The sequence below is a fragment of the Angustibacter sp. McL0619 genome (genome assembly GCF_049994355.1).
Classification (GTDB): Bacteria; Actinomycetota; Actinomycetes; order Actinomycetales; family Angustibacteraceae; genus Angustibacter.
The window spans coordinates 1,972,060-1,990,838 of the sequence record NZ_CP188257.1; the positions used below are offsets into that span (position 1 = coordinate 1,972,060).

Here is an 18,779-nt window from a genome sequence, read left to right on the forward strand (position 1 = left end):
AGTGTTCTCGACGTCAGCCCGACAGGGAGGAACGGACACCGCTAGGTGGCCGGTCTCACGGGCTGAAACCCAACAACAGCACCGGGTTTCCCGGGGCCTGGCCGCGCCTCAAGGCGTTGGTCAAGGCGGCTCTCAGAGCCTGCTAGAGTAGGGACTCGATCCCCACAGCAGGACGAGTCAACAAGTTCCAGGCCTCGCCCGGAACGAAGTTGACTGCCTCGACGCGGATCGGCTAAGTTAGAGAGGTTGCCCCGACTGATAGGCCGAGAGGCCCGATGCGGTGCGCGTCCGATCCTTGAGAACTCAACAGTGTGCCAAAAATCGATGCCATATAACACTCGTCATGGCGTTGGATGCGGAGAGCCATTCGGTTCCGAGCGCTGATGCCAGACGATTCCTTTGGTTAAGATACGGATGACTTCGTGTCATCCACTTCTAGCCATGGATCGGGTCTTCGGACCCAACCTCAAGAGATGTCGCTCTGCGCCAGCGTGGAGTGAACAAAACATCAACGGAGAGTTTGATCCTGGCTCAGGACGAACGCTGGCGGCGTGCTTAACACATGCAAGTCGAACGGTGACCTCGGAGCTTGCTCCGGGCGATCAGTGGCGAACGGGTGAGTAACACGTGAGTAACCTGCCCCTGGCTCTGGGATAACCCCGGGAAACCGAGGCTAATACCGGATACGACACAGACAGGCATCTGTACTGTGTGGAAAGTTTTTCGGCTAGGGATGGACTCGCGGCCTATCAGCTTGTTGGTGAGGTAACGGCCCACCAAGGCGACGACGGGTAGCCGGCCTGAGAGGGCGACCGGCCACACTGGGACTGAGACACGGCCCAGACTCCTACGGGAGGCAGCAGTGGGGAATATTGCGCAATGGGCGAAAGCCTGACGCAGCGACGCCGCGTGAGGGATGAAGGCCTTCGGGTTGTAAACCTCTTTCAGCAGGGAAGAAGCGAAAGTGACGGTACCTGCAGAAGAAGCACCGGCTAACTACGTGCCAGCAGCCGCGGTAATACGTAGGGTGCAAGCGTTGTCCGGAATTATTGGGCGTAAAGAGCTCGTAGGCGGTTTGTCGCGTCTGGTGTGAAAATCCAGGGCTTAACCCTGGACCTGCATCGGGTACGGGCAGACTAGAGTGCGGTAGGGGAGATCGGAATTCCTGGTGTAGCGGTGAAATGCGCAGATATCAGGAGGAACACCGGTGGCGAAGGCGGATCTCTGGGCCGTAACTGACGCTGAGGAGCGAAAGCATGGGGAGCGAACAGGATTAGATACCCTGGTAGTCCATGCCGTAAACGTTGGGCGCTAGGTGTGGGGCTCATTCCACGAGTTCCGTGCCGCAGCAAACGCATTAAGCGCCCCGCCTGGGGAGTACGGCCGCAAGGCTAAAACTCAAAGGAATTGACGGGGGCCCGCACAAGCGGCGGAGCATGCGGATTAATTCGATGCAACGCGAAGAACCTTACCAAGGCTTGACATACAGAGTAAACCGGCAGAAACGTCGGGTCCGCAAGGGATTCTGTACAGGTGGTGCATGGTTGTCGTCAGCTCGTGTCGTGAGATGTTGGGTTAAGTCCCGCAACGAGCGCAACCCTCGTTCTATGTTGCCAGCACGTAATGGTGGGGACTCATAGGAGACTGCCGGGGTCAACTCGGAGGAAGGTGGGGATGACGTCAAATCATCATGCCCCTTATGTCTTGGGCTTCACGCATGCTACAATGGCCAGTACAAAGGGCTGCGAGACCGCAAGGTGGAGCGAATCCCAAAAAACTGGTCTCAGTTCGGATTGGGGTCTGCAACTCGACCCCATGAAGTCGGAGTCGCTAGTAATCGCAGATCAGCAACGCTGCGGTGAATACGTTCCCGGGCCTTGTACACACCGCCCGTCAAGTCACGAAAGTCGGTAACACCCGAAGCCGGTGGCCCAACCCTTGTGGAGGGAGCCGTCGAAGGTGGGACTGGCGATTGGGACTAAGTCGTAACAAGGTAGCCGTACCGGAAGGTGCGGCTGGATCACCTCCTTTCTAAGGAGCATCTGGCGCCGGTTCGCCGGCGTCCAGGCCTCTGCCTCGGACATACGCTTCGAGGAGAGTGCTCAAGGGTGGAACATCGATTATTTGGGAACGATGCCGACTGATCTCGCTCAGTACAGCTCTTCGGAGCAGGAACCTGCGAAGGACGCGGAATCGATCCCAGGCACACTGTTGGGTCCTGAGGGACCGGGCGAAAAGCCTGAACCTCAGCGACAGCGGCCCCACGATGGTCTTAGACCAGAACGGGGCCGTTTCGCGCGGACCGACCCCCGGTTGAACCGCTCGCACTGGCGAGCAGGCACCGGACAAGGGGTCGCTCTCCGCCCGTACCTTGAGAACTGCACAGTGGACGCGAGCATCTTTGATTCAAGTTAATAAGGGCACACGGTGGATGCCTAGGCACTAGGAGCCGAAGAAGGACGTAGGAACCTGCGATAAGCCTTGGGGAGCTGGTAACCGAGCTGTGATCCAAGGATTTCCGAATGGGGAAACCCGGCTGGAGTCATGTCCAGTCACCCACGCCTGAACACATAGGGCGTGCGGAGGGAACGTGGGGAAGTGAAACATCTCAGTACCCACAGGAAGAGAAAGCAACCGCGATTCCGTGAGTAGTGGCGAGCGAAAGCGGAAGAGGCTAAACCGATCACATGTGATAGCCGGCAGGCGTTGTGTGGTCGGGGTCGTGGGACCTCTCAGTCAGTTCTGCCGAGTTGACAGCAAGTTACCAATCCGCGTCATAGTCGAAGGGCATTGAAAGGCCCGGCACAGAGGGTGCGACCCCCGTAGACGAAATGGCACGGACTTGCGAGAGGGATCCCAAGTAGCACGGGGCCCGAGAAATCCCGTGTGAATCTGGCAGGACCACCTGCTAAGCCTAAATACTCCCTAGTGACCGATAGCGGACAAGTACCGTGAGGGAAAGGTGAAAAGTACCCCGGGAGGGGAGTGAAATAGTACCTGAAACCGTGTGCTTACAATCCGTCGGAGCCTCCCTAGCAGGGGTGACGGCGTGCCTTTTGAAGAATGAGCCTGCGAGTTAGTGTTACGTGGCGAGGTTAACCCGTGTGGGGAAGCCGTAGCGAAAGCGAGTCCGAATAGGGCGTCTGAGTCGCGTGATCTAGACCCGAAGCGGAGTGATCTACCCATGGCCAGGTTGAAGCGCGGGTAAGACCGCGTGGAGGACCGAACCCACCAGGGTTGAAAACCTGGGGGATGAGCTGTGGGTAGGGGTGAAAGGCCAATCAAACTCCGTGATAGCTGGTTCTCCCCGAAATGCATTTAGGTGCAGCGTCACGTGTTTCTTGCCGGAGGTAGAGCTACTGGATGGCTAACGGGCCCTACAAGGTTACTGACGTCAGCCAAACTCCGAATGCCGGTAAGTGAGAGCGTGGCAGTGAGACTGCGGGGGATAAGCTCCGTAGTCGAGAGGGAAACAGCCCAGACCACCAGCTAAGGCCCCTAAGCGTGTGCTAAGTGGGAAAGGATGTGGAGTTGCCCAGACAACCAGGAGGTTGGCTTAGAAGCAGCCACCCTTTAAAGAGTGCGTAATAGCTCACTGGTCAAGTGATTCCGCGCCGACAATGTAGCGGGGCTCAAGCACACCGCCGAAGCTGTGGCATTCACACATTGCCCGGCCGGCCTTCGGGTCGGTCCAAGCGTGTGGATGGGTAGGGGAGCGTCGTGTGGCGAGTGAAGCGGCGGAGTGATCCAGCCGTGGACGCCACACGAGTGAGAATGCAGGCATGAGTAGCGAATGACGGGTGAGAAACCCGTCCGCCGAATGACCAAGGGTTCCAGGGTCAAGCTAATCTGCCCTGGGTAAGTCGGGACCTAAGGCGAGGCCGACAGGCGTAGTCGATGGACAACGGGTTGATATTCCCGTACCGGCGAAGAACCGCCCATGCTGAACCTAGTGATGCTAAGCGCCTGAAACCGGCGTCCTCTTCGGAGGTAGTCCGGCGGAGCGCGCGACCCGAACTAGTAGTAGGCAAGCGATGGAGTGACGCAGGAAGGTAGCCTCCGCGTGGCGATGGTAGTCCACGTCCAAGGGTGTAGGGCGAGGTATAGGCAAATCCGTACCTCACATAGCCTGAGACCTGATAGTGACCGCGATAGCGGGAAGCAGGGTGATCCTATGCTGCCGAGAAAAGCTTCTAGCGAGGTTCGAGCCGCCCGTACCCCAAACCGACTCAGGTGGTCAGGTAGAGAATACTAAGGCGATCGAGTGAATCGTGGTTAAGGAACTCGGCAAAATGCCCCCGTAACTTCGGGAGAAGGGGGGCCGGAAGGGTGAAGGACTTCTCGTCCTAGCCCGGATGGCCGCAGAGACCAGGGAGAAGCGACTGTTTACTAAAAACACAGGTCCGTGCGAAGTCGCAAGACGATGTATACGGACTGACGCCTGCCCGGTGCTGGAACGTTAAGGGGACGGGTTAGCCTCACGGCGAAGCTCAGAACTTAAGCGCCAGTAAACGGCGGTGGTAACTATAACCATCCTAAGGTAGCGAAATTCCTTGTCGGGTAAGTTCCGACCTGCACGAATGGCGTAACGACTTCTCCGCTGTCTCAACCACGAACTCGGCGAAATTGCACTACGAGTAAAGATGCTCGTTACGCGCAGCAGGACGGAAAGACCCCGGGACCTTTACTATAGCTTGGTATTGGTGTTCGGTACGGCTTGTGTAGGATAGGTGGGAGACTTTGAAGCTGACACGCCAGTGTTGGTGGAGTCAACGTTGAAATACCACTCTGGTCGTTCTGGATATCTAACCTCGGTCCGTGATCCGGATCAGGGACAGTGCCTGGTGGGTAGTTTAACTGGGGCGGTTGCCTCCTAAAATGTAACGGAGGCGCTCAAAGGTTCCCTCAGCCTGGTTGGCAATCAGGTGTCGAGTGCAAGTGCACAAGGGAGCTTGACTGCGAGAGAGACATCTCGAGCAGGGACGAAAGTCGGAACTAGTGACCCGGCGGTGGCTTGTGGAAGCGCCGTCGCTCAACGGATAAAAGGTACCCCGGGGATAACAGGCTGATCTTGCCCAAGAGTCCATATCGACGGCATGGTTTGGCACCTCGATGTCGGCTCGTCGCATCCTGGGGCTGGAGTAGGTCCCAAGGGTTGGGCTGTTCGCCCATTAAAGCGGTACGCGAGCTGGGTTTAGAACGTCGTGAGACAGTTCGGTCCCTATCCGCTGTGCGCGTAGGAAACTTGAGAAGGGCTATCCCTAGTACGAGAGGACCGGGATGGACGAACCTCTGGTGTGTCAGTTGTTCCGCCAGGAGCACCGCTGATTAGCTACGTTCGGAAGTGATAACCGCTGAAAGCATCTAAGCGGGAAGCACGCTTCGAGATGAGGTTTCCATGGGGTGTTCCCCGAGAGGCTCCCAGCTAGACTACTGGGTTGATAGGCCGGATGTGGAAGTGCAGTAATGCATGCAGCTGACCGGTACTAATAAGCCGATAACTTGATACAAAGATGCTACGCGTCCACTGTGCGGTTCCCGAGATGCGGTCGGAGACGACTGTGACATCTCCATAGAGTTTCGGCGGCCATAGCATTGGGGAAACGCCCGGCTCCATTCCGAACCCGGAAGCTAAGCCCAATAGCGCCGATGGTACTGCAAGGGGGACCTTGTGGGAGAGTAGGACGCCGCCGGACATTCTTTCGAGACGCCCACCCGGGTTACCCCGGGTGGGCGTCTTCGTTTTGCCCCCTAGGCTTGGCTCGGAGTCGTGCGCACGCACCCGACAGACCCGAATGCACGTGTGATGGAAGGCCGAAGATGAGCGACGAGGACCGTCCCGCGGACTCTGGGTCCGATCGAGCGCGCGGCGTCGGGCCCCGGGGCACGGGCCGCGGCGGGGCCAAGCCGCGCACCGGCTCGGCCGGCGGCTCCCGCTCGACCGGTTCTGGTTCGGGCGCCCCGCGCTCTGGTTCGGGCGCCCCGCGCTCTGGTTCGGGCGCCCCGCGCTCTGGTTCGGGCGGTCAGCATTCTGGTTCGGGCGGTCAGCGCCCTGATACGCGCGGGCAGAGCCGCTCCGGTGCTGACAACCGTGCAGGCGCGCCGGGCCGCCGTCCGTCCGACGAGCCGGTGCGGCTGCTCGGCCCGCGCCGTGACGCTCCGGACGAGCCGGACATCGCCGAGGACGTCGCGGCGGCCGATCTGGACCGGGCAGTCCGAGCCCAGCTCCGCTCGTTGAGCAAGAACAACGCCGAGCAGGTGGCTCGGCACCTCGTCATGGTCTCGCGGCTGCTGCCCGACGAGCCCGAGCAGGCGTATGCGCACGCGATGGCCGCCCAGCGTCGAGCCGGGCGGGTCGCCGTGGTCCGCGAGGTCGTCGGAATAGCGGCGTACCACGCCGGCCTGTGGTCCGAGGCGCTGGCAGAGCTGCGGGCTGCCCGGCGGATGAGCGGCTCCTCGCACCAGCTGCCGCTGATGGCGGACGCCGAGCGAGGTCTGGGTCGGCCGGAGCGGGCCCTCGAGCTGGCGGCCAGCGACGAGTCCGCGACCCTGACCCGCGCCGAGCAAGTCGAGATGACCATCGTCGTGTCCGGTGCCCGGCGTGATCTGGGGCAGAATGACGCCGCCGTGCTGGCACTGCAGGTTCCCGAGCTCCAGTCCGCCGCGGTCCACCCGTTCACCGCCAGGCTGCGCTATGCCTACGCAGACGCGCTGCTCGCGGCCGGCCGGCAGGACGAGGCCGTTGCCTGGTTCGCCCAGGCAGCCGACGCGGACGTCGACGGCGAGACCGACGCGGACGAGCGGCTCGCCGACCTGCAGGGCGTCGAGTTCACCGACCTCGGTGCCGACGCGTCAGACGACGACGAAAACGCCCAGGACACGTAACGTTGGACTCGTGACACGTGCACCTGAAGGCGGCCCCTACGAGTGGTGGCAACGCGCCGTCGAGCTGCTCGAGCGCGGCGACCCGGCCGCTGCGGCCGTGCTCCTGGAACGCACCGTCGCGGCCGAGGCCAGGTCCGCGAGCGGCTGGGAGGCGCTGGGCCGGGCGAGCTACGACGCCGGCCAGATCCAGCGCGCGGCGGAGGCGTTCACCAAGCTCGTCGAGCTGGCGCCCGACTCGCACTACGGCCACTTCGCGCTCGGCCTCAGCCTGACCCGCCTGGACCGCTTCGAGCGCGGAGTTGAGCACCTCGCGATGGCCTCCACCATGCGACCCGAACGCCCCGAGTACGCGGACCGGCTGCGCCAGGCCCGGGCCACCCTGCAGGCCCGCCAGGACGCAGCCGCCGCCCGAGCCCAGGACGGCGCGTCCAACCCCGGCGACCGGCCCGACGGCACTGATGGCTGACGTCGACTGGTCCGCCTGGGCTGAGACCTCGAGCCCGCTGGTGGACCAGCACGACGCCGTGCTCCTGGACCTTGACGGAGTCGTGTACGTCGGCGAGCACGCGGTGCCCGGAGCGGTCGCGGCCATCGATCTCGTGCGGGCCCGCGACGTCGCGGTTGCCTTCGTGACGAACAACGCCTCGCGGACACCTGCGGACGTGGCCGCGCACCTGGTCCGACTCGGGGTCACGGCCGCAGCACGGGACGTCGTCACCAGCGCGCAGGCCGCTGCGGCGATGCTTCGCGACCTGCTGGACCCCGGGTCCGCCGTGCTGTCGATCGGCGCTGACGGGCTCGCCCAGGCGCTGCAGGAGGCAGGTCTGCGCCCGGTCCAGTCCATGGACGACGAGCCGCAGGCGGTCGTGCAGGGTTTCTCGCCCCACCTGAGCTGGCCGATGCTCCTCGAGGCGTGCGTGGCGGTGCGGGCCGGCCTGCCGTGGGTGGCCACCAACCTCGACTCGACCCTGCCGACCCCCCGCGGCACGGCGCCCGGCAACGGCGCCTTCGTCGACGTGGTGCGGCGTACGACCGGGGTCGAGCCCCAGGTCGCCGGGAAGCCGTACCGGCCGCTGATGGACGCGTCGGTGGACCGGCTGCGCGCCCAGCGAGCAGTCGTGGTCGGGGACCGACTGGACACCGACCTGGCCGGGGCGCGACGGGCGGGCCTGCCGGGGATGCTCGTGCTCACCGGCGTGACCGGCGTCCGGGCGCTGCTGGCGGCCGACCCCGGCGAGCGCCCGGACTACCTGGCGGCCGACCTGCACGGGCTGCTCGACGCGCACCAGGCGCCGCGCCGGGACGCAGCGGCCTGGATGGTGCCGGACGGCGGTCAGGACGGCCCGCTGCGGGCCTGGATCGATGACAGCGAGGGCCTCCGCCTGGACGGCGCCACGCCGCACCCCGACGGTGCGGACCAGCAGGCAGCCCTGGCCGTGCTGCGGCTGGCCTGCGCCGCACTCTGGAACGGCGCCGGGTCGCACGCTGCGATATCGGCCGACCGCGTGCAGCAGGCCTTCGAAGCCGTACGCCCGTGGACGTCCGGACCGGGCTGGGACCGGTAGTGTGGCGGCGCGGCGGCCGGGGTGGGCTGCCGACTCGCTCCACGAGGAGGATGCGGTGATCGACGCAGTCAGCGGCTATGTACAGCTCGCCAGCGGTCTGACCCAGGTGACCCGGCAGAAGGCCCAAGACGTCGCCAAGCAGTTGTTGGCCGCGACCCCCGCGGCCGACGTGACCACGGCTGCCTCGGTCGGCGCCCAGGCGCTGTCCGGGCAGGTCACGGCCCTCGCCGACGAGCTGATGGCCACCGGCCGGCAGAACCGCGACCAGCTGCGCCAGCTCGTCCGCGCCGAGATCGAGGTCCTGCTGGCCCGGTGGGGACTGAGCGCGGACGCCGAGCTCGAGGCCGCGCTGGCGGTCAGCCGGGCCCGGGTCGTCGAGCTTGAGGGGCGGCTGGCCGCGCTCCAGGCCAAGCAGCCCACGTCGGCCACGGCGAGGAAGGCCGCTGCCAAGCGAGCACCCGTCAAGAAGAGCGCCAAGAAGGCCGCGAAGAAGGCTCCGGCCAAGAAGGTGGCTGCCAAGACCACCGCGGCCGAGCAGACCCCCGCTGCCGAGCAGACTCCCGCTGCCGAGCAGACCACCGCTGAGCCGAGTCCCGTCGCACAGACCGACGCCCCCGGGACCGCGTCGTCAACAGCAGGAGAGTCGTGACCCAGTTCCCGCAGCCGGAACCGCAGGACCAGGCAGCACAGCAGCACGAGCCGGCGACCTCGGCCGAGGTCCAGCCTGCTGCTGACCTGGACCTGCCGCACACCGGCGACGACCAGGTCGACGAGGCGCTCGAGCGCCTGCTCGTCGTCCCCGACCTGCCGCCGGCAGACCAGGTCGAGGTCTACGTCGGCGTGCACCGCAACCTCCAGGACCGCCTCGCCGACCTCGAGGGATGAGCTCCGCTCGGCTCGACGTCGAGCTGGTCCGGCGTGGGCTGGCGCGCTCGCGCGGGACGGCCGACGAGATGATCCGCGGTGGACGGGTGGTCGTCGAGGGGCGCGAGGCGACGAAGGCCTCGGCCAAGGTGACCGCGCAGACGCAGATCGACGTCCTGCCCGGTGAGCACCCCGACTACGTCGGCCGGGGCGCTCTCAAGCTCGAGGGGCTGCTGGACGACCTGGCGCCCGGTCCCGCGGTTGTGGGTCGTCGGTGCCTGGACGCCGGCGCCAGCACCGGCGGGTTCACCGAGGTGCTGCTGTCCCGCGGAGCCAGCGAGGTGCTCGCGGTCGACGTCGGGCAGGACCAGCTGGCCCCCCGGTTGCGCGCCGACCCGCGGGTGCGCGACCTCCCGGGCACCACGGTCCGGGGCCTGAACGGCGACCAGGTGGGTGGACGGGTCGACCTGCTGGTGGCCGACCTCTCGTTCATCTCGCTCCAGGTCGTGATGCCCGACCTGTCCGGGTTGGTGCACCCCGGCGGCGACCTGTTGTTGCTGGTCAAGCCCCAGTTCGAGGTCGGGCGTGAAAGGCTCGGCTCCGGTGGGGTCGTCCGCGACCACGCGTTGCGCGCGCAGGCGGTGCAGCAGGTGGCTCGAGCCGGCCTCGCCGCCGGACTGCTGGTGCGCGCCGTGCGCGCCAGCAGGTGGCCGGGACCGAGTGGGAACGTCGAGTACTTCGTCTGGCTTTCCGTCGACGACGGGACGCCGGTCGACGCGCTCACCGACGAACAGCTGGCCGACGCCACGCAGCGGGCGGTCGAGGAAGGACCTTCGTGACCCGACGCGTGCTGCTGGTGACGCACACCGGTCGACCGGAGGCGCTGACGGCTGCCCTGGAGCTGACCTCCGGCCTGATGAGCGCCGGCATCGAGGTCGCCGCGCTGGCCGAAGAGGCGGACGAGCTGCACACGCTGCGACGCCACATCGACGGCGTGATCGTCGCCGCGGCCGAGGCCCCGGCCGCGGACTGCGAGCTGGTGATCTGCCTCGGCGGCGACGGCACCATCCTGCGCGGCGCCGAGATCGTGCACGGCAGCGACGTCCCGCTGCTGGGCGTCAACCTCGGTCACGTCGGCTTCCTGGCCGAGCTCGAGCGCGAGAACATCAGCGAGATCGTGCACCGGGTGGTTGCCCGCGACTTCACGGTCGAGGAGCGGCTGACCCTGGACATCACCGTGCGGGCCGGCGATCGGGTCATTCACGAATGCTGGGCGCTGAACGAGGCCACCGTCGAGAAGGCAGCCCGCGAGCGCATGCTCGAGGTGGTCATCGAAGTCGACGGTCGCCCGCTGTCCACCGTCGGGGCGGACGGCGTCGTGATGGCCACCCCGACCGGGTCCACCGCGTACGCGTTCTCGGCCGGCGGTCCGGTGGTGTGGCCCGAGGTCGAGGCGCTGCTCCTGGTGCCGATCTCGGCGCACGCGCTGTTCGCCCGGCCGCTGGTGGTCGGGCCCAGCTCGCGGCTGGCCGTCGAGGTGCTCGCGGACACCGAAGGCACCGGTGTGCTGTGGTGCGACGGGCGGCGCCGGTACGAGCTGCTTCCGGGTTCGCGGATCGAGGCGGTCGCGGCGGACCGGCCGGTGCTGCTCGCGCGGATGACCAGTGGCCCGTTCACCGACCGACTGGTCGGCAAGTTCCGGCTGCCGGTGCATGGCTGGCGAGGTCAGCCCCGCTCAACCACCTAGGCTGTCCGCGTGCTGGAGGAGATGCGTATCCGCGGGCTCGGCGTGATCACCGACGCCGTGCTCGAGCTCGGTCCCGGCCTGACCGTCGTCACCGGGGAGACCGGCGCGGGCAAGACCATGGTGGTCACCGGGCTCGGCCTGCTGCTCGGCGGTCGGGCGGACTCCGGCGCGGTGCGCGCGGACGCCGCCCAGGCGGTCGTCGAGGGCAGGGTGCTGGTGGACCCGTCCGGGCCGGTCGCGAAAGCCGCCCAGGACGCCGGCGCCGAGCTGGACGACAACGTCCTGCTGCTGGCCAGGACGGTCACCGCGGCGGGCCGCTCGCGGGCCCACGCCGGTGGCCGCGCCGTCCCGGTGAACGTGCTGGCGGAGATCGCCAGCGAACTGGTCACCGTGCACGGCCAGTCCGACCAGCTCCGGCTGCTCCAGCCGGCCCGACAGCGCGAGACGCTCGACCGGTTCGCCGGCACCAGAGCACTGGTCACCGAGCACTCGCAGCTGCACGCCGGCCTGCGTGAGGTCGAGCGGCAGCTGGAAGACGTCGTGACCCACGCCCGGGAGCGCGCCCACGAGGCCGCGCAGCTGCGGCAGGGCCTGGAGGAGATCGAGGCGGTCGACCCGCAGTCGGGCGAGGACCACCAGCTGCGCGACGAGGACGCCCGACTGGGCCATGCCGACGCGCTGCGCCTGGCCGCGGAGCAGGCGCACGCAGCACTGACCGCGGACGGCGCAGCCAGCGCCGGTGAGACCGGCGACGGTCCCGCGACGGGCGCGTCCGAGCTGCTCGGCGCCGCCCGGCACGCCATCGACCCGGTACGCGACCACGACCCGGCGCTGGCCGAGATCGGCCGCCGGCTCAGCGAGCTGGGCTTCCTGGTCGCGGACCTGGCGGCCGACCTCGCGTCCTACGTGGCCGGGATCGAGTCCGACCCGGCCCGGCTGGCCGTCGTCCAGCAGCGCCGGGCCGAGCTGGGCGCGCTGGTCCGCCGGTACGGGCAGGACGGCCCAGGCGCTGGCGAGCTCTCGCCCGACGTCGCGGCGGTGCTGGCCTGGGGGCAGCGGGCCAGCAAGCGCCTGCTCGAGCTCGACGACGACGGGGACCGGGTCGAGCAGCTTCGCACCCGGCGGGCCGAGCTGCGCGCCCGGCTGGGCGAGCTCGCCGGACGGCTGCACCTGGAGCGGTCCGCAGCCGCCCGCCGGCTGGCCGACCAGGTCGCCGTCGAGCTGGCGCAGCTCGCGATGCCGAACGCCCGGCTGGAGGTCTTGCTCACCCAGCGCGACGACCCGGACGGCATCATCGTGCAGCTGGACGGCGCGCCTCGCACGGTGGCGGTGGCGGCGCACGGCGTGGACGACGTCGAGCTGCAGCTGTCACCGCACGCCGGCGCCGAGCTGCGGCCGGTGGCCAAGGGTGCCTCGGGCGGTGAGCTGTCTCGGGTGATGCTGGCCCTGGAGGTCGTGCTCGCCGGGGCCGACCCGGTGCCGACCTTCGTCTTCGACGAGGTGGACGCCGGCGTCGGCGGGCGGGCCGCGATCGAGATCGGCCGCCGGCTGGCCGCACTGGCCCGCAGCGCCCAGGTCATCGTGGTCACCCACCTGCCCCAGGTCGCCGCCTACGCGGACCGGCACCTGCTGGTGCTGAAGGCCGACGACGGTGCGGTGACCGAGAGCGGCGTGCGCCTGCTGGACGACGAGGCCAGGGTCGCCGAGCTGGCCCGGATGCTGGCCGGCCACGAGGAGTCCGGCACGGCCCGCGCGCACGCCAAGGAGCTGCGGGAGACGGCGGCGGCCGAGGTGGCGAACGCCTCGTCCTGACACCCGCGGACCTGCGCGGCTGGCTCGCTCGGGCGTGACAGGATGGCCGCGATGCGTCTGCCCTCACTGCGTTCCCGCACCCACGAGCCCTCTGCCGCGGGTGCCGTCGGCGTGGCCAAGGTCGACTCACGCACCAAGAACCTGACCAAGCGTCTCGACCCTGGTGACGTGGCGGTGATCGACCACCTCGACATCGACACGGTCGCCGCCGAGTCGCTGGTGGCCCGCCGTCCGGTCGCGGTGGTCAACGCCGCCGCCAGCACCAGTGGGCGATACCCCAACCTGGGTCCGGAGATCCTGCTCGCGGCCGGCATCACGCTCGTGGACGGCGTGGGCCGGGAGGTGATGGTCGCGATCGCCGAGGGCGACCGGGTGCGGGTGCACGGGCCGAACGTCTACGTCCGCGACGACCTGGTGGCCACCGGGACCGTGCAGACGGACGAGACCGTGGCCGCGGCGATGGAGGAGGCGCGGGCCGGCCTGGCAGTGCAGATGGAGGCGTTCGCCGCCAACACGATGGAGTTCCTGCGCAAGGAACGCGACCTTCTGCTGGACGGCGTGGGCGTCCCGGAGATCACGACCCAGCTCGACGGCCGGCACGTGCTCGTGGTGGTGCGCGGGTACCACTACCGGGAGGACCTGCAGACGCTGCGGCACTACGTGCGTGAGTACAAGCCGGTCATCATTGGGGTGGACGGCGGCGCGGACGCGGTGCTGGACGCGGGCCTGTCCCTGCACATGATCGTGGGCGACATGGACTCGGTGTCCGACAAGGCGCTGCGCAGCGGGGCCGAGGTGGTCGTGCACGCCTACCGGGACGGTCGGGCGCCGGGCCTGGACCGGGTGCGCCAGCTCGGCATCGACCCGGTCGTCTTCCCCGCCGCGGGCACCAGCGAGGACGTCGCGATGCTGCTGGCCGACGACAAGGGCGCCGAGCTGATCGTCGCGGTCGGCTCCCACGCCACGCTCGTGGAGTTCCTCGACAAGGGCCGCTCGGGGATGGCCAGCACCTTCCTGACCCGGCTTCGGGTCGGTGGCAAGCTCATCGACGCCAAGGGCGTCAGCCGGTTGTACCGCTCGCGCATCTCCAGCTGGCAGGTGCTGCTGTTGCTGGCGGTCGGGGTACTCGCCATGTTCGTCGCCATGTCGGTGACGCCAGCCGGTCAGGCGATGCTCGCCGTCGGCCACGCACGCTGGGACGACTTCGTCTCATGGATCCAGGGACTGTTCTGACGTGATCGACTTCCGTTACCACCTCGTCTCGATCGTCTCGATCTTCCTGGCTCTGGCCGTGGGGATCGTGCTCGGTGCCGGTCCGCTGCAGCAACAGATCGGGCAGACCCTGACGAACCAGGTCTCCCAGCTACGCCAGGACAAGTCCGACCTGCGCAGCCAGCTCGACACCCAGCAGCACAGCCTGGAGGCGGCGGACGAGTTCGCCGCTGCCGTGACGCCGGAGCTGGTGGGATCGCGGCTGGGTGGACGTTCGGTCGTGCTGGTCCTGCTTCCCGGGGCCGAGTCCGCGGTCGCCGACGACATCACCGCCACCATGAAGACCGCCGGCGCCACGGTGAACGGCCGGATCAAGCTGACCTCGGCCTGGGCCGACCCCGACCCCGGCAAGGTGGCCTTCCGAGACCAGCTCAGCAGCAACCTCGGCCCGCTGGTCGGTTCGACCGCGAGCCCGACGGCATCGGTGAACGAGCAGATGGGCGCCATCTTGGCCAAGGGGCTGATGGTCTCCAGCGTCGCCGAGGCCGACCGGGTGACCGAGCAGAGCGAGCAGGCCTTGTCCGGGCTCAAGGAGGCCGGGCTGATCACCATCGACGGCCCCTCGCCCAAGCTGTCCACCCTGGTCGTCACGGTGGTCGGTGGACCGGTCACCAAGATGTCCGACGATGCCCGCAACGCCACGCTGACGACCTGGAAGGTCACTGCCAGCCAGCTCGACAAGGGCGCCAGCGGCAGCGTCGTCGCCGGGCCGCTGGCCAGCTCGGAGCCGATCGGCGTGATCGGGGCGATCCGGGCCGACCGCGCCGTGGCGGCTCAGGTGTCCACCGTCGACGACGTGCAGCTGGCGATGTCGCAGCCGGCCATCGTGTTCGCGCTCCTGCAGCAGATGAGTGGGGGATCGGGCCAGTACGGCACGGGTGTGGGGGCCACCGCGGTGCTGCCGCCGCTGCCGAGCGACGAGTCGTGAGCCGGCGATGAGCGGGCCACGGCGCGCCGGGGCGGCCGCCGCGCTGCTCGCCGCGGCCGCGGCCAGGGCGGCGTCCACCGCGTTGGACCGGTACCCGCCGGGCGGTGCTGAGCGGTGGACCCGCACCAACCACCGCGGCGAGCCGATCAGCCTGCTCGAGGGGGCAGCGTTCGTCGCCGGAACCTCGAAGGCTCTGCTGGTTGCCCCGGGAGTGCCCCCGAGGGTGCGCGCCGCGGCCTTGGTCGCCGTGACCACGGCCGGCGGGCTGGGTGCCTACGACGACCTCGCCGAGAGCTCGGTCCGCAAGGGGCTGGCCGGTCACCTGGGCGCGCTGGCGCGCGGCGAGGTGACCACGGGAGCCGTGAAGATCCTCGGTCTGGCGGCCAGCGGGGCGCTCGCGTCGGCGCTCGTGCTGACCGACGAGCGCAGAGCAGCGGACGGCGAGGGGACGGGCGTGCTCGGCCGCTGCATCGACGTCCTGGTCGGCGGTGCCGTGGTGGCCGGTTCGGCGAACCTGGTCAACCTGCTGGACCTGCGCCCAGGTCGCGCGCTGAAGACGGTGCTGCTGGCGGCACCCGTGCTGGCCTCCGCCCCGGCGGCGGCCGGACCGGCCGGCGCGGCCGCCGGCGCTGCTGCCGCGCTGCTGCCGCAGGACCTCGCCGAGCGCGGGATGCTCGGTGACACCGGCGCCAACGCGGCGGGTGCGTTGCTGGGGGTCTGCCTGGTCGCGGGGAGGGCTCGCGCGGGCCGGCTGGCGGCGCTGGCCGGGTTGGTCGCGCTGACCGTGGCCAGCGAGAAGGTCAGCTTCACGAAGGTGATCGAGTCGACGCCAGGCCTGCGCGAGCTCGACGGGTTGGGCCGTCGGCCCGCGTCGGGCACGTGAGCGGGCCGCGCGGCCGGGTCGGCGCCCTCACTCTGGGGGTGGCCGGTGCGGCCACCACCATCGCCGTACTCACCCTGCTCACCCGCGTCGTCGGCTTCGGGCGCTGGCTGGTCTTCTCCGGCACGGTAGGCAGCTCATGCGTCGGAACGGCGTACACCAGCGCGAACCTGGTGCCGAATGTGCTGTTCGAGGTGGTCGCGGGTGGCGCCCTGGCCGCCGCGGTCGTGCCGGTGCTCTCGTCGTCGCTGGTGCGCGGTGACCGCGACGCCGCGAACCGGGCCGCGTCGGCAATGCTCTGCTGGGCGGTGGTCGTGCTCACCCCGGTCGCCGTGCTGGTCGCCGTTCTCGCCGGCCCGATCGCCCATGCCCTGCTGCGCTCCGACCAGTGTCCCGGGCAGCTGGAGAGCGCTGCCCGGATGCTGGTCGCGTTCTCGCCCCAGGTCCTGCTGTACGGCGTCGGGATCGTGCTCACCGGCGTCCTGCAGGCGCACCGACGATTCCTCGGTCCGGCGCTCGCGCCACTGGTCTCCAGCCTGGTGGTGATCGTGGTCTACCTGACGTTCGCGGCGGTGACCACGCGCCCGGTCGAGCCCGCCGCCGCAGCCGCGTGGCTGCCGGGGCGCGGCGCCGAGGCGTTGCTCGCCCTGGGCACGACCGCCGGGGTGGTGGTGCTCAGCCTGCCGCTGTTCGTGCCGGCCCTGCGGGCCGGGATCCGGCTGCGTCCGACGCTGCGCTTCGACTTCGGCGTCGCCCGCCGGGTGCGCACCCTGGCAGCGGCCGGGCTCGCCGGGCTGCTGGCCCAGCAGGTGCTGGTGCTGGTCACCCTGAGGCTGGCCAACTCCAGTGGCGGCACCGGAGCGATCAACGTCTACCAGTACGTGCAGGCGGTGTACCTGCTGCCGTACGCGGTGCTCGCGGTGCCGCTCGCCACGGCCGCGTTCCCGACCCTGTCAAGCCAGTATGCGGCGCAGGATGCCCGCGGCTACGGGCGCACGCTGCTGCGCTCGACCCGGCTGGTCCTGGTGGTGTCCGTCGCCGGTGCGGCGGTGCTGGTCGCGGTCGCACCTGCGGTCGGCGCTCTCTTCTCAGCCCTGGACGTCGGAGGTGCCGGCCTCTCCGCGATGCCGCTCGCGCTGACCGCCTTCGCGCCGGGGCTGATCGGCTTCGCGCTCATCGCGCACCTGGGGCGGGCCCTGTTCTCGGCCGGGCACGCGTCCTGGGCGGCCAGGTCGACGGTGGCGGGGTGGCTGTCAGCCGTCGTGCTGTCGTACGTGCTGGTGCGGGCGCTGGACGCCGATGGCGACGTCGGCCGCACCCTGCTGGCTCTGGGGCTGGCCAGCTCGCTCGGCATGACTGTCGCCGGAGTGGCCCTCTGGTTCGGGGCGAACCGCATTCGGGTGGGCCCGACAGGCTCCTCCACCCAGCTGGCGTCGTCACTGCCCGTGATCGGCGCCTTCCTGCTGGTCGCGGTCGTCGCCCTGCTGGTGGGTCGGGTGGCGACGGATCGGGTGCTCGAACCCGGGATCGCCGGTGCACTGCTCGCTGGTGTGGTGGGATCGGTGCTGGCGGGGGCGGTGTTGGTGGTGGGGCTCGCGGTCGTCGACCGCGACGACCTGCGTGCGCTGCTGCGACGCGGCGCGCGCTCGGGAGATGGAGGCTCGTGAGCGTGACCGTGCGTCGTCGGGTTCTGCTCGTGGTGGGCCCGGTCGCTGGGGGGATCGGCGTCCACGTGTCCAGCCTGGCCACCGGGCTGCCCCGGCTGGGCTGGGACGTCACTGTGCTGACCACACCGGCGTCCGCCGCCCGCTTCGACTTCGGTCCCGACGTGCGCCCGATCTGGCCCGACCACGTCGCGGCCTCCCCGGGCCGGGTGCTGGGGCTTCGCTCCGCGGCCCGCCAGGACGTCGTCGACGCGGACGTCGTGCACGCCCACGGCCACCAGGCCGGAGTGCTGGCCCTCGGGCTGACTGGCTGGACCGGCGCGGCCCGGCGTCCGGTGGTGGTGTCCTGGCACAACGCAAGCCTGGGCTCGGGCGTGGACCGTCGGGTTCGCGACCTCAGCGAGCAGTGGCTGGCCCGGCGCGCCGACCTGGTGACCGGCGCATCCAGCGACCTCGTGGACCGGGCTCGCACGCTCGGCGCGCGAGCCGTGCAGCTGGCTCCGGTGGCCGCACCGGACGCCGGGTCGTGGGTTGGTGACCGGCGGGCCGAGCGGGCGGTGGTCGCGGACGAGCTCGGGCTGGACCCGGACCTGCCGTGGGTGCTCACCGTGTCCCGGATCGCGCTGCAGAAGAACCTGCAGGTCGTGGTGGACGCGTCGGCGCGGCTGGCCGACGTGGTGCCGCACCAGTGGCTCGTCGTCGGCGACGGGGACGAGGAGCTGGCCGCCCGGCTGTGGACGCGCATCGCCGACACCGGAGCTCCGCTGCAGCTGGTCGGCGCCCGCGCGGACGTCCCGAGGTTGATGGCGGTCAGCGACCTGTTCGCCCTGGCCAGCGCCTGGGAGGCGCGGGCGCTCGTCGTCCAGGAGGCGTTCGCGGCCGGGCTCGCCGTGGTGGCCACGGACGTTGGCGGCCTGACCGACCTGGTCGAGGGCGTCGGGGCGCTCGTCCCGGTCGGTGACGCCGCAGCGCTGGCCCGTTCGGTGGGGGACCTGTTGGTGGACGCCGAGCGGCGGGCGCAGGTCGCCGCAGCCGGCCTGGAGCGGTTCGCCCTGCTGCCGGACGAGGACGACGTGCTGCAGATGTGGGCCCAGATCTACGACGGCCTGGTGCGCTAGCCCGAGGACTCGCGGGGGCTGGTGGTCAGCACCGGGCGCAACAC

The 18,779-nt window shown here is 68.9% G+C and carries 13 protein-coding genes and 3 rRNA genes; all 16 read left to right on the forward strand.

Features of this window, described 5'->3' with window-relative positions:
- Window positions 1–508: 508 nt before the first annotated feature.
- The 16 genes from ACPPVT_RS09125 to ACPPVT_RS09200 all read left to right on the forward strand — a co-directional run bounded on the left by ACPPVT_RS09125 (window position 509) and on the right by ACPPVT_RS09200 (window position 18,735).
- Window positions 509–2,031, forward strand: a 16S ribosomal RNA gene (locus ACPPVT_RS09125).
- Window positions 2,032–2,404: 373 nt separating this feature from the next.
- Window positions 2,405–5,510: ribosomal RNA gene (locus ACPPVT_RS09130) — 23S ribosomal RNA — on the forward strand.
- 69 nt (window positions 5,511–5,579) lie between these two features.
- Window positions 5,580–5,696 (forward strand): 5S ribosomal RNA (gene rrf, locus ACPPVT_RS09135).
- The 16S, 23S and 5S rRNA genes sit together here, the layout of an rRNA operon.
- A 433-nt stretch (window positions 5,697–6,129) precedes the next feature.
- Window positions 6,130–6,885 (forward strand): hypothetical protein, encoded by a 756-nt coding sequence (locus ACPPVT_RS09140; protein ID WP_426566676.1) that lies wholly within the window; start codon window positions 6,130–6,132, stop codon window positions 6,883–6,885.
- 10 nt (window positions 6,886–6,895) lie between these two features.
- On the forward strand, window positions 6,896–7,351 hold the full coding sequence (locus ACPPVT_RS09145) for a tetratricopeptide repeat protein (protein WP_426566677.1): 456 nt from the start codon (window positions 6,896–6,898) through the stop codon (window positions 7,349–7,351).
- Window positions 7,344–8,450 carry an HAD-IIA family hydrolase gene (locus ACPPVT_RS09150; protein WP_426566678.1) on the forward strand — a complete coding sequence of 369 codons (1,107 nt, stop codon included), beginning with the start codon at window positions 7,344–7,346 and terminating at the stop codon, window positions 8,448–8,450. Before ACPPVT_RS09145 ends, ACPPVT_RS09150 begins: the two co-directional genes overlap by 8 nt.
- A 55-nt stretch (window positions 8,451–8,505) precedes the next feature.
- Window positions 8,506–9,099 carry a phasin family protein gene (locus ACPPVT_RS09155; protein ID WP_426566679.1) on the forward strand — a complete coding sequence of 198 codons (594 nt, stop codon included), beginning with the start codon at window positions 8,506–8,508 and terminating at the stop codon, window positions 9,097–9,099.
- On the forward strand, window positions 9,096–9,335 hold the full coding sequence (locus ACPPVT_RS09160) for a hypothetical protein (RefSeq protein WP_426566680.1): 240 nt from the start codon (window positions 9,096–9,098) through the stop codon (window positions 9,333–9,335). Before ACPPVT_RS09155 ends, ACPPVT_RS09160 begins: the two co-directional genes overlap by 4 nt.
- On the forward strand, window positions 9,332–10,153 hold the full coding sequence (locus ACPPVT_RS09165) for a TlyA family RNA methyltransferase (RefSeq protein ID WP_426566681.1): 822 nt from the start codon (window positions 9,332–9,334) through the stop codon (window positions 10,151–10,153). Before ACPPVT_RS09160 ends, ACPPVT_RS09165 begins: the two co-directional genes overlap by 4 nt.
- Window positions 10,150–11,061, forward strand: a complete 912-nt coding sequence (locus ACPPVT_RS09170) for an NAD kinase (protein WP_426566682.1) — start codon at window positions 10,150–10,152, stop codon at window positions 11,059–11,061. Before ACPPVT_RS09165 ends, ACPPVT_RS09170 begins: the two co-directional genes overlap by 4 nt.
- Window positions 11,062–11,082: 21 nt before the next feature.
- A complete protein-coding gene (gene recN / locus ACPPVT_RS09175; RefSeq protein WP_426567110.1) occupies window positions 11,083–12,873 on the forward strand; it encodes a DNA repair protein RecN in 1,791 nt (596 codons plus the stop codon).
- A gap of 51 nt (window positions 12,874–12,924) precedes the next feature.
- A complete protein-coding gene (gene steA / locus ACPPVT_RS09180) occupies window positions 12,925–14,106 on the forward strand; it encodes a putative cytokinetic ring protein SteA (protein ID WP_426566683.1) in 1,182 nt (393 codons plus the stop codon).
- Window position 14,107: 1 nt separating this feature from the next.
- Entirely contained in the window at window positions 14,108–15,073 is a 966-nt protein-coding gene (locus tag ACPPVT_RS09185; RefSeq protein WP_426566684.1) for a copper transporter, read from the forward strand.
- Between the two features lie 7 nt (window positions 15,074–15,080).
- A complete protein-coding gene (locus ACPPVT_RS09190; RefSeq protein WP_426566685.1) occupies window positions 15,081–15,956 on the forward strand; it encodes a hypothetical protein in 876 nt (291 codons plus the stop codon).
- Window positions 15,953–17,620 (forward strand): murein biosynthesis integral membrane protein MurJ, encoded by a 1,668-nt coding sequence (gene murJ / locus ACPPVT_RS09195; RefSeq protein ID WP_426566686.1) that lies wholly within the window; start codon window positions 15,953–15,955, stop codon window positions 17,618–17,620. Before ACPPVT_RS09190 ends, murJ begins: the two co-directional genes overlap by 4 nt.
- On the forward strand, window positions 17,617–18,735 hold the full coding sequence (locus ACPPVT_RS09200) for a glycosyltransferase family 4 protein (RefSeq protein WP_426566687.1): 1,119 nt from the start codon (window positions 17,617–17,619) through the stop codon (window positions 18,733–18,735). Before murJ ends, ACPPVT_RS09200 begins: the two co-directional genes overlap by 4 nt.
- Window positions 18,736–18,779: the final 44 nt, after the last annotated feature.

Bases quoted from the DNA above. Each gene is read 5' to 3' on its own strand.
- ACPPVT_RS09150 (WP_426566678.1), top strand. From the start codon at position 7,344: ATGGCTGACGTCGACTGGTCCGCCTGGGCTGAGACCTCGAGCCCGCTG.
- ACPPVT_RS09165 (WP_426566681.1), top strand. From the start codon at position 9,332: ATGAGCTCCGCTCGGCTCGACGTCGAGCTGGTCCGGCGTGGGCTGGCG.
- recN (WP_426567110.1), top strand. From the start codon at position 11,083: ATGCGTATCCGCGGGCTCGGCGTGATCACCGACGCCGTGCTCGAGCTC.
- steA (WP_426566683.1), top strand. From the start codon at position 12,925: ATGCGTCTGCCCTCACTGCGTTCCCGCACCCACGAGCCCTCTGCCGCG.
- ACPPVT_RS09190 (WP_426566685.1), top strand. From the start codon at position 15,081: ATGAGCGGGCCACGGCGCGCCGGGGCGGCCGCCGCGCTGCTCGCCGCG.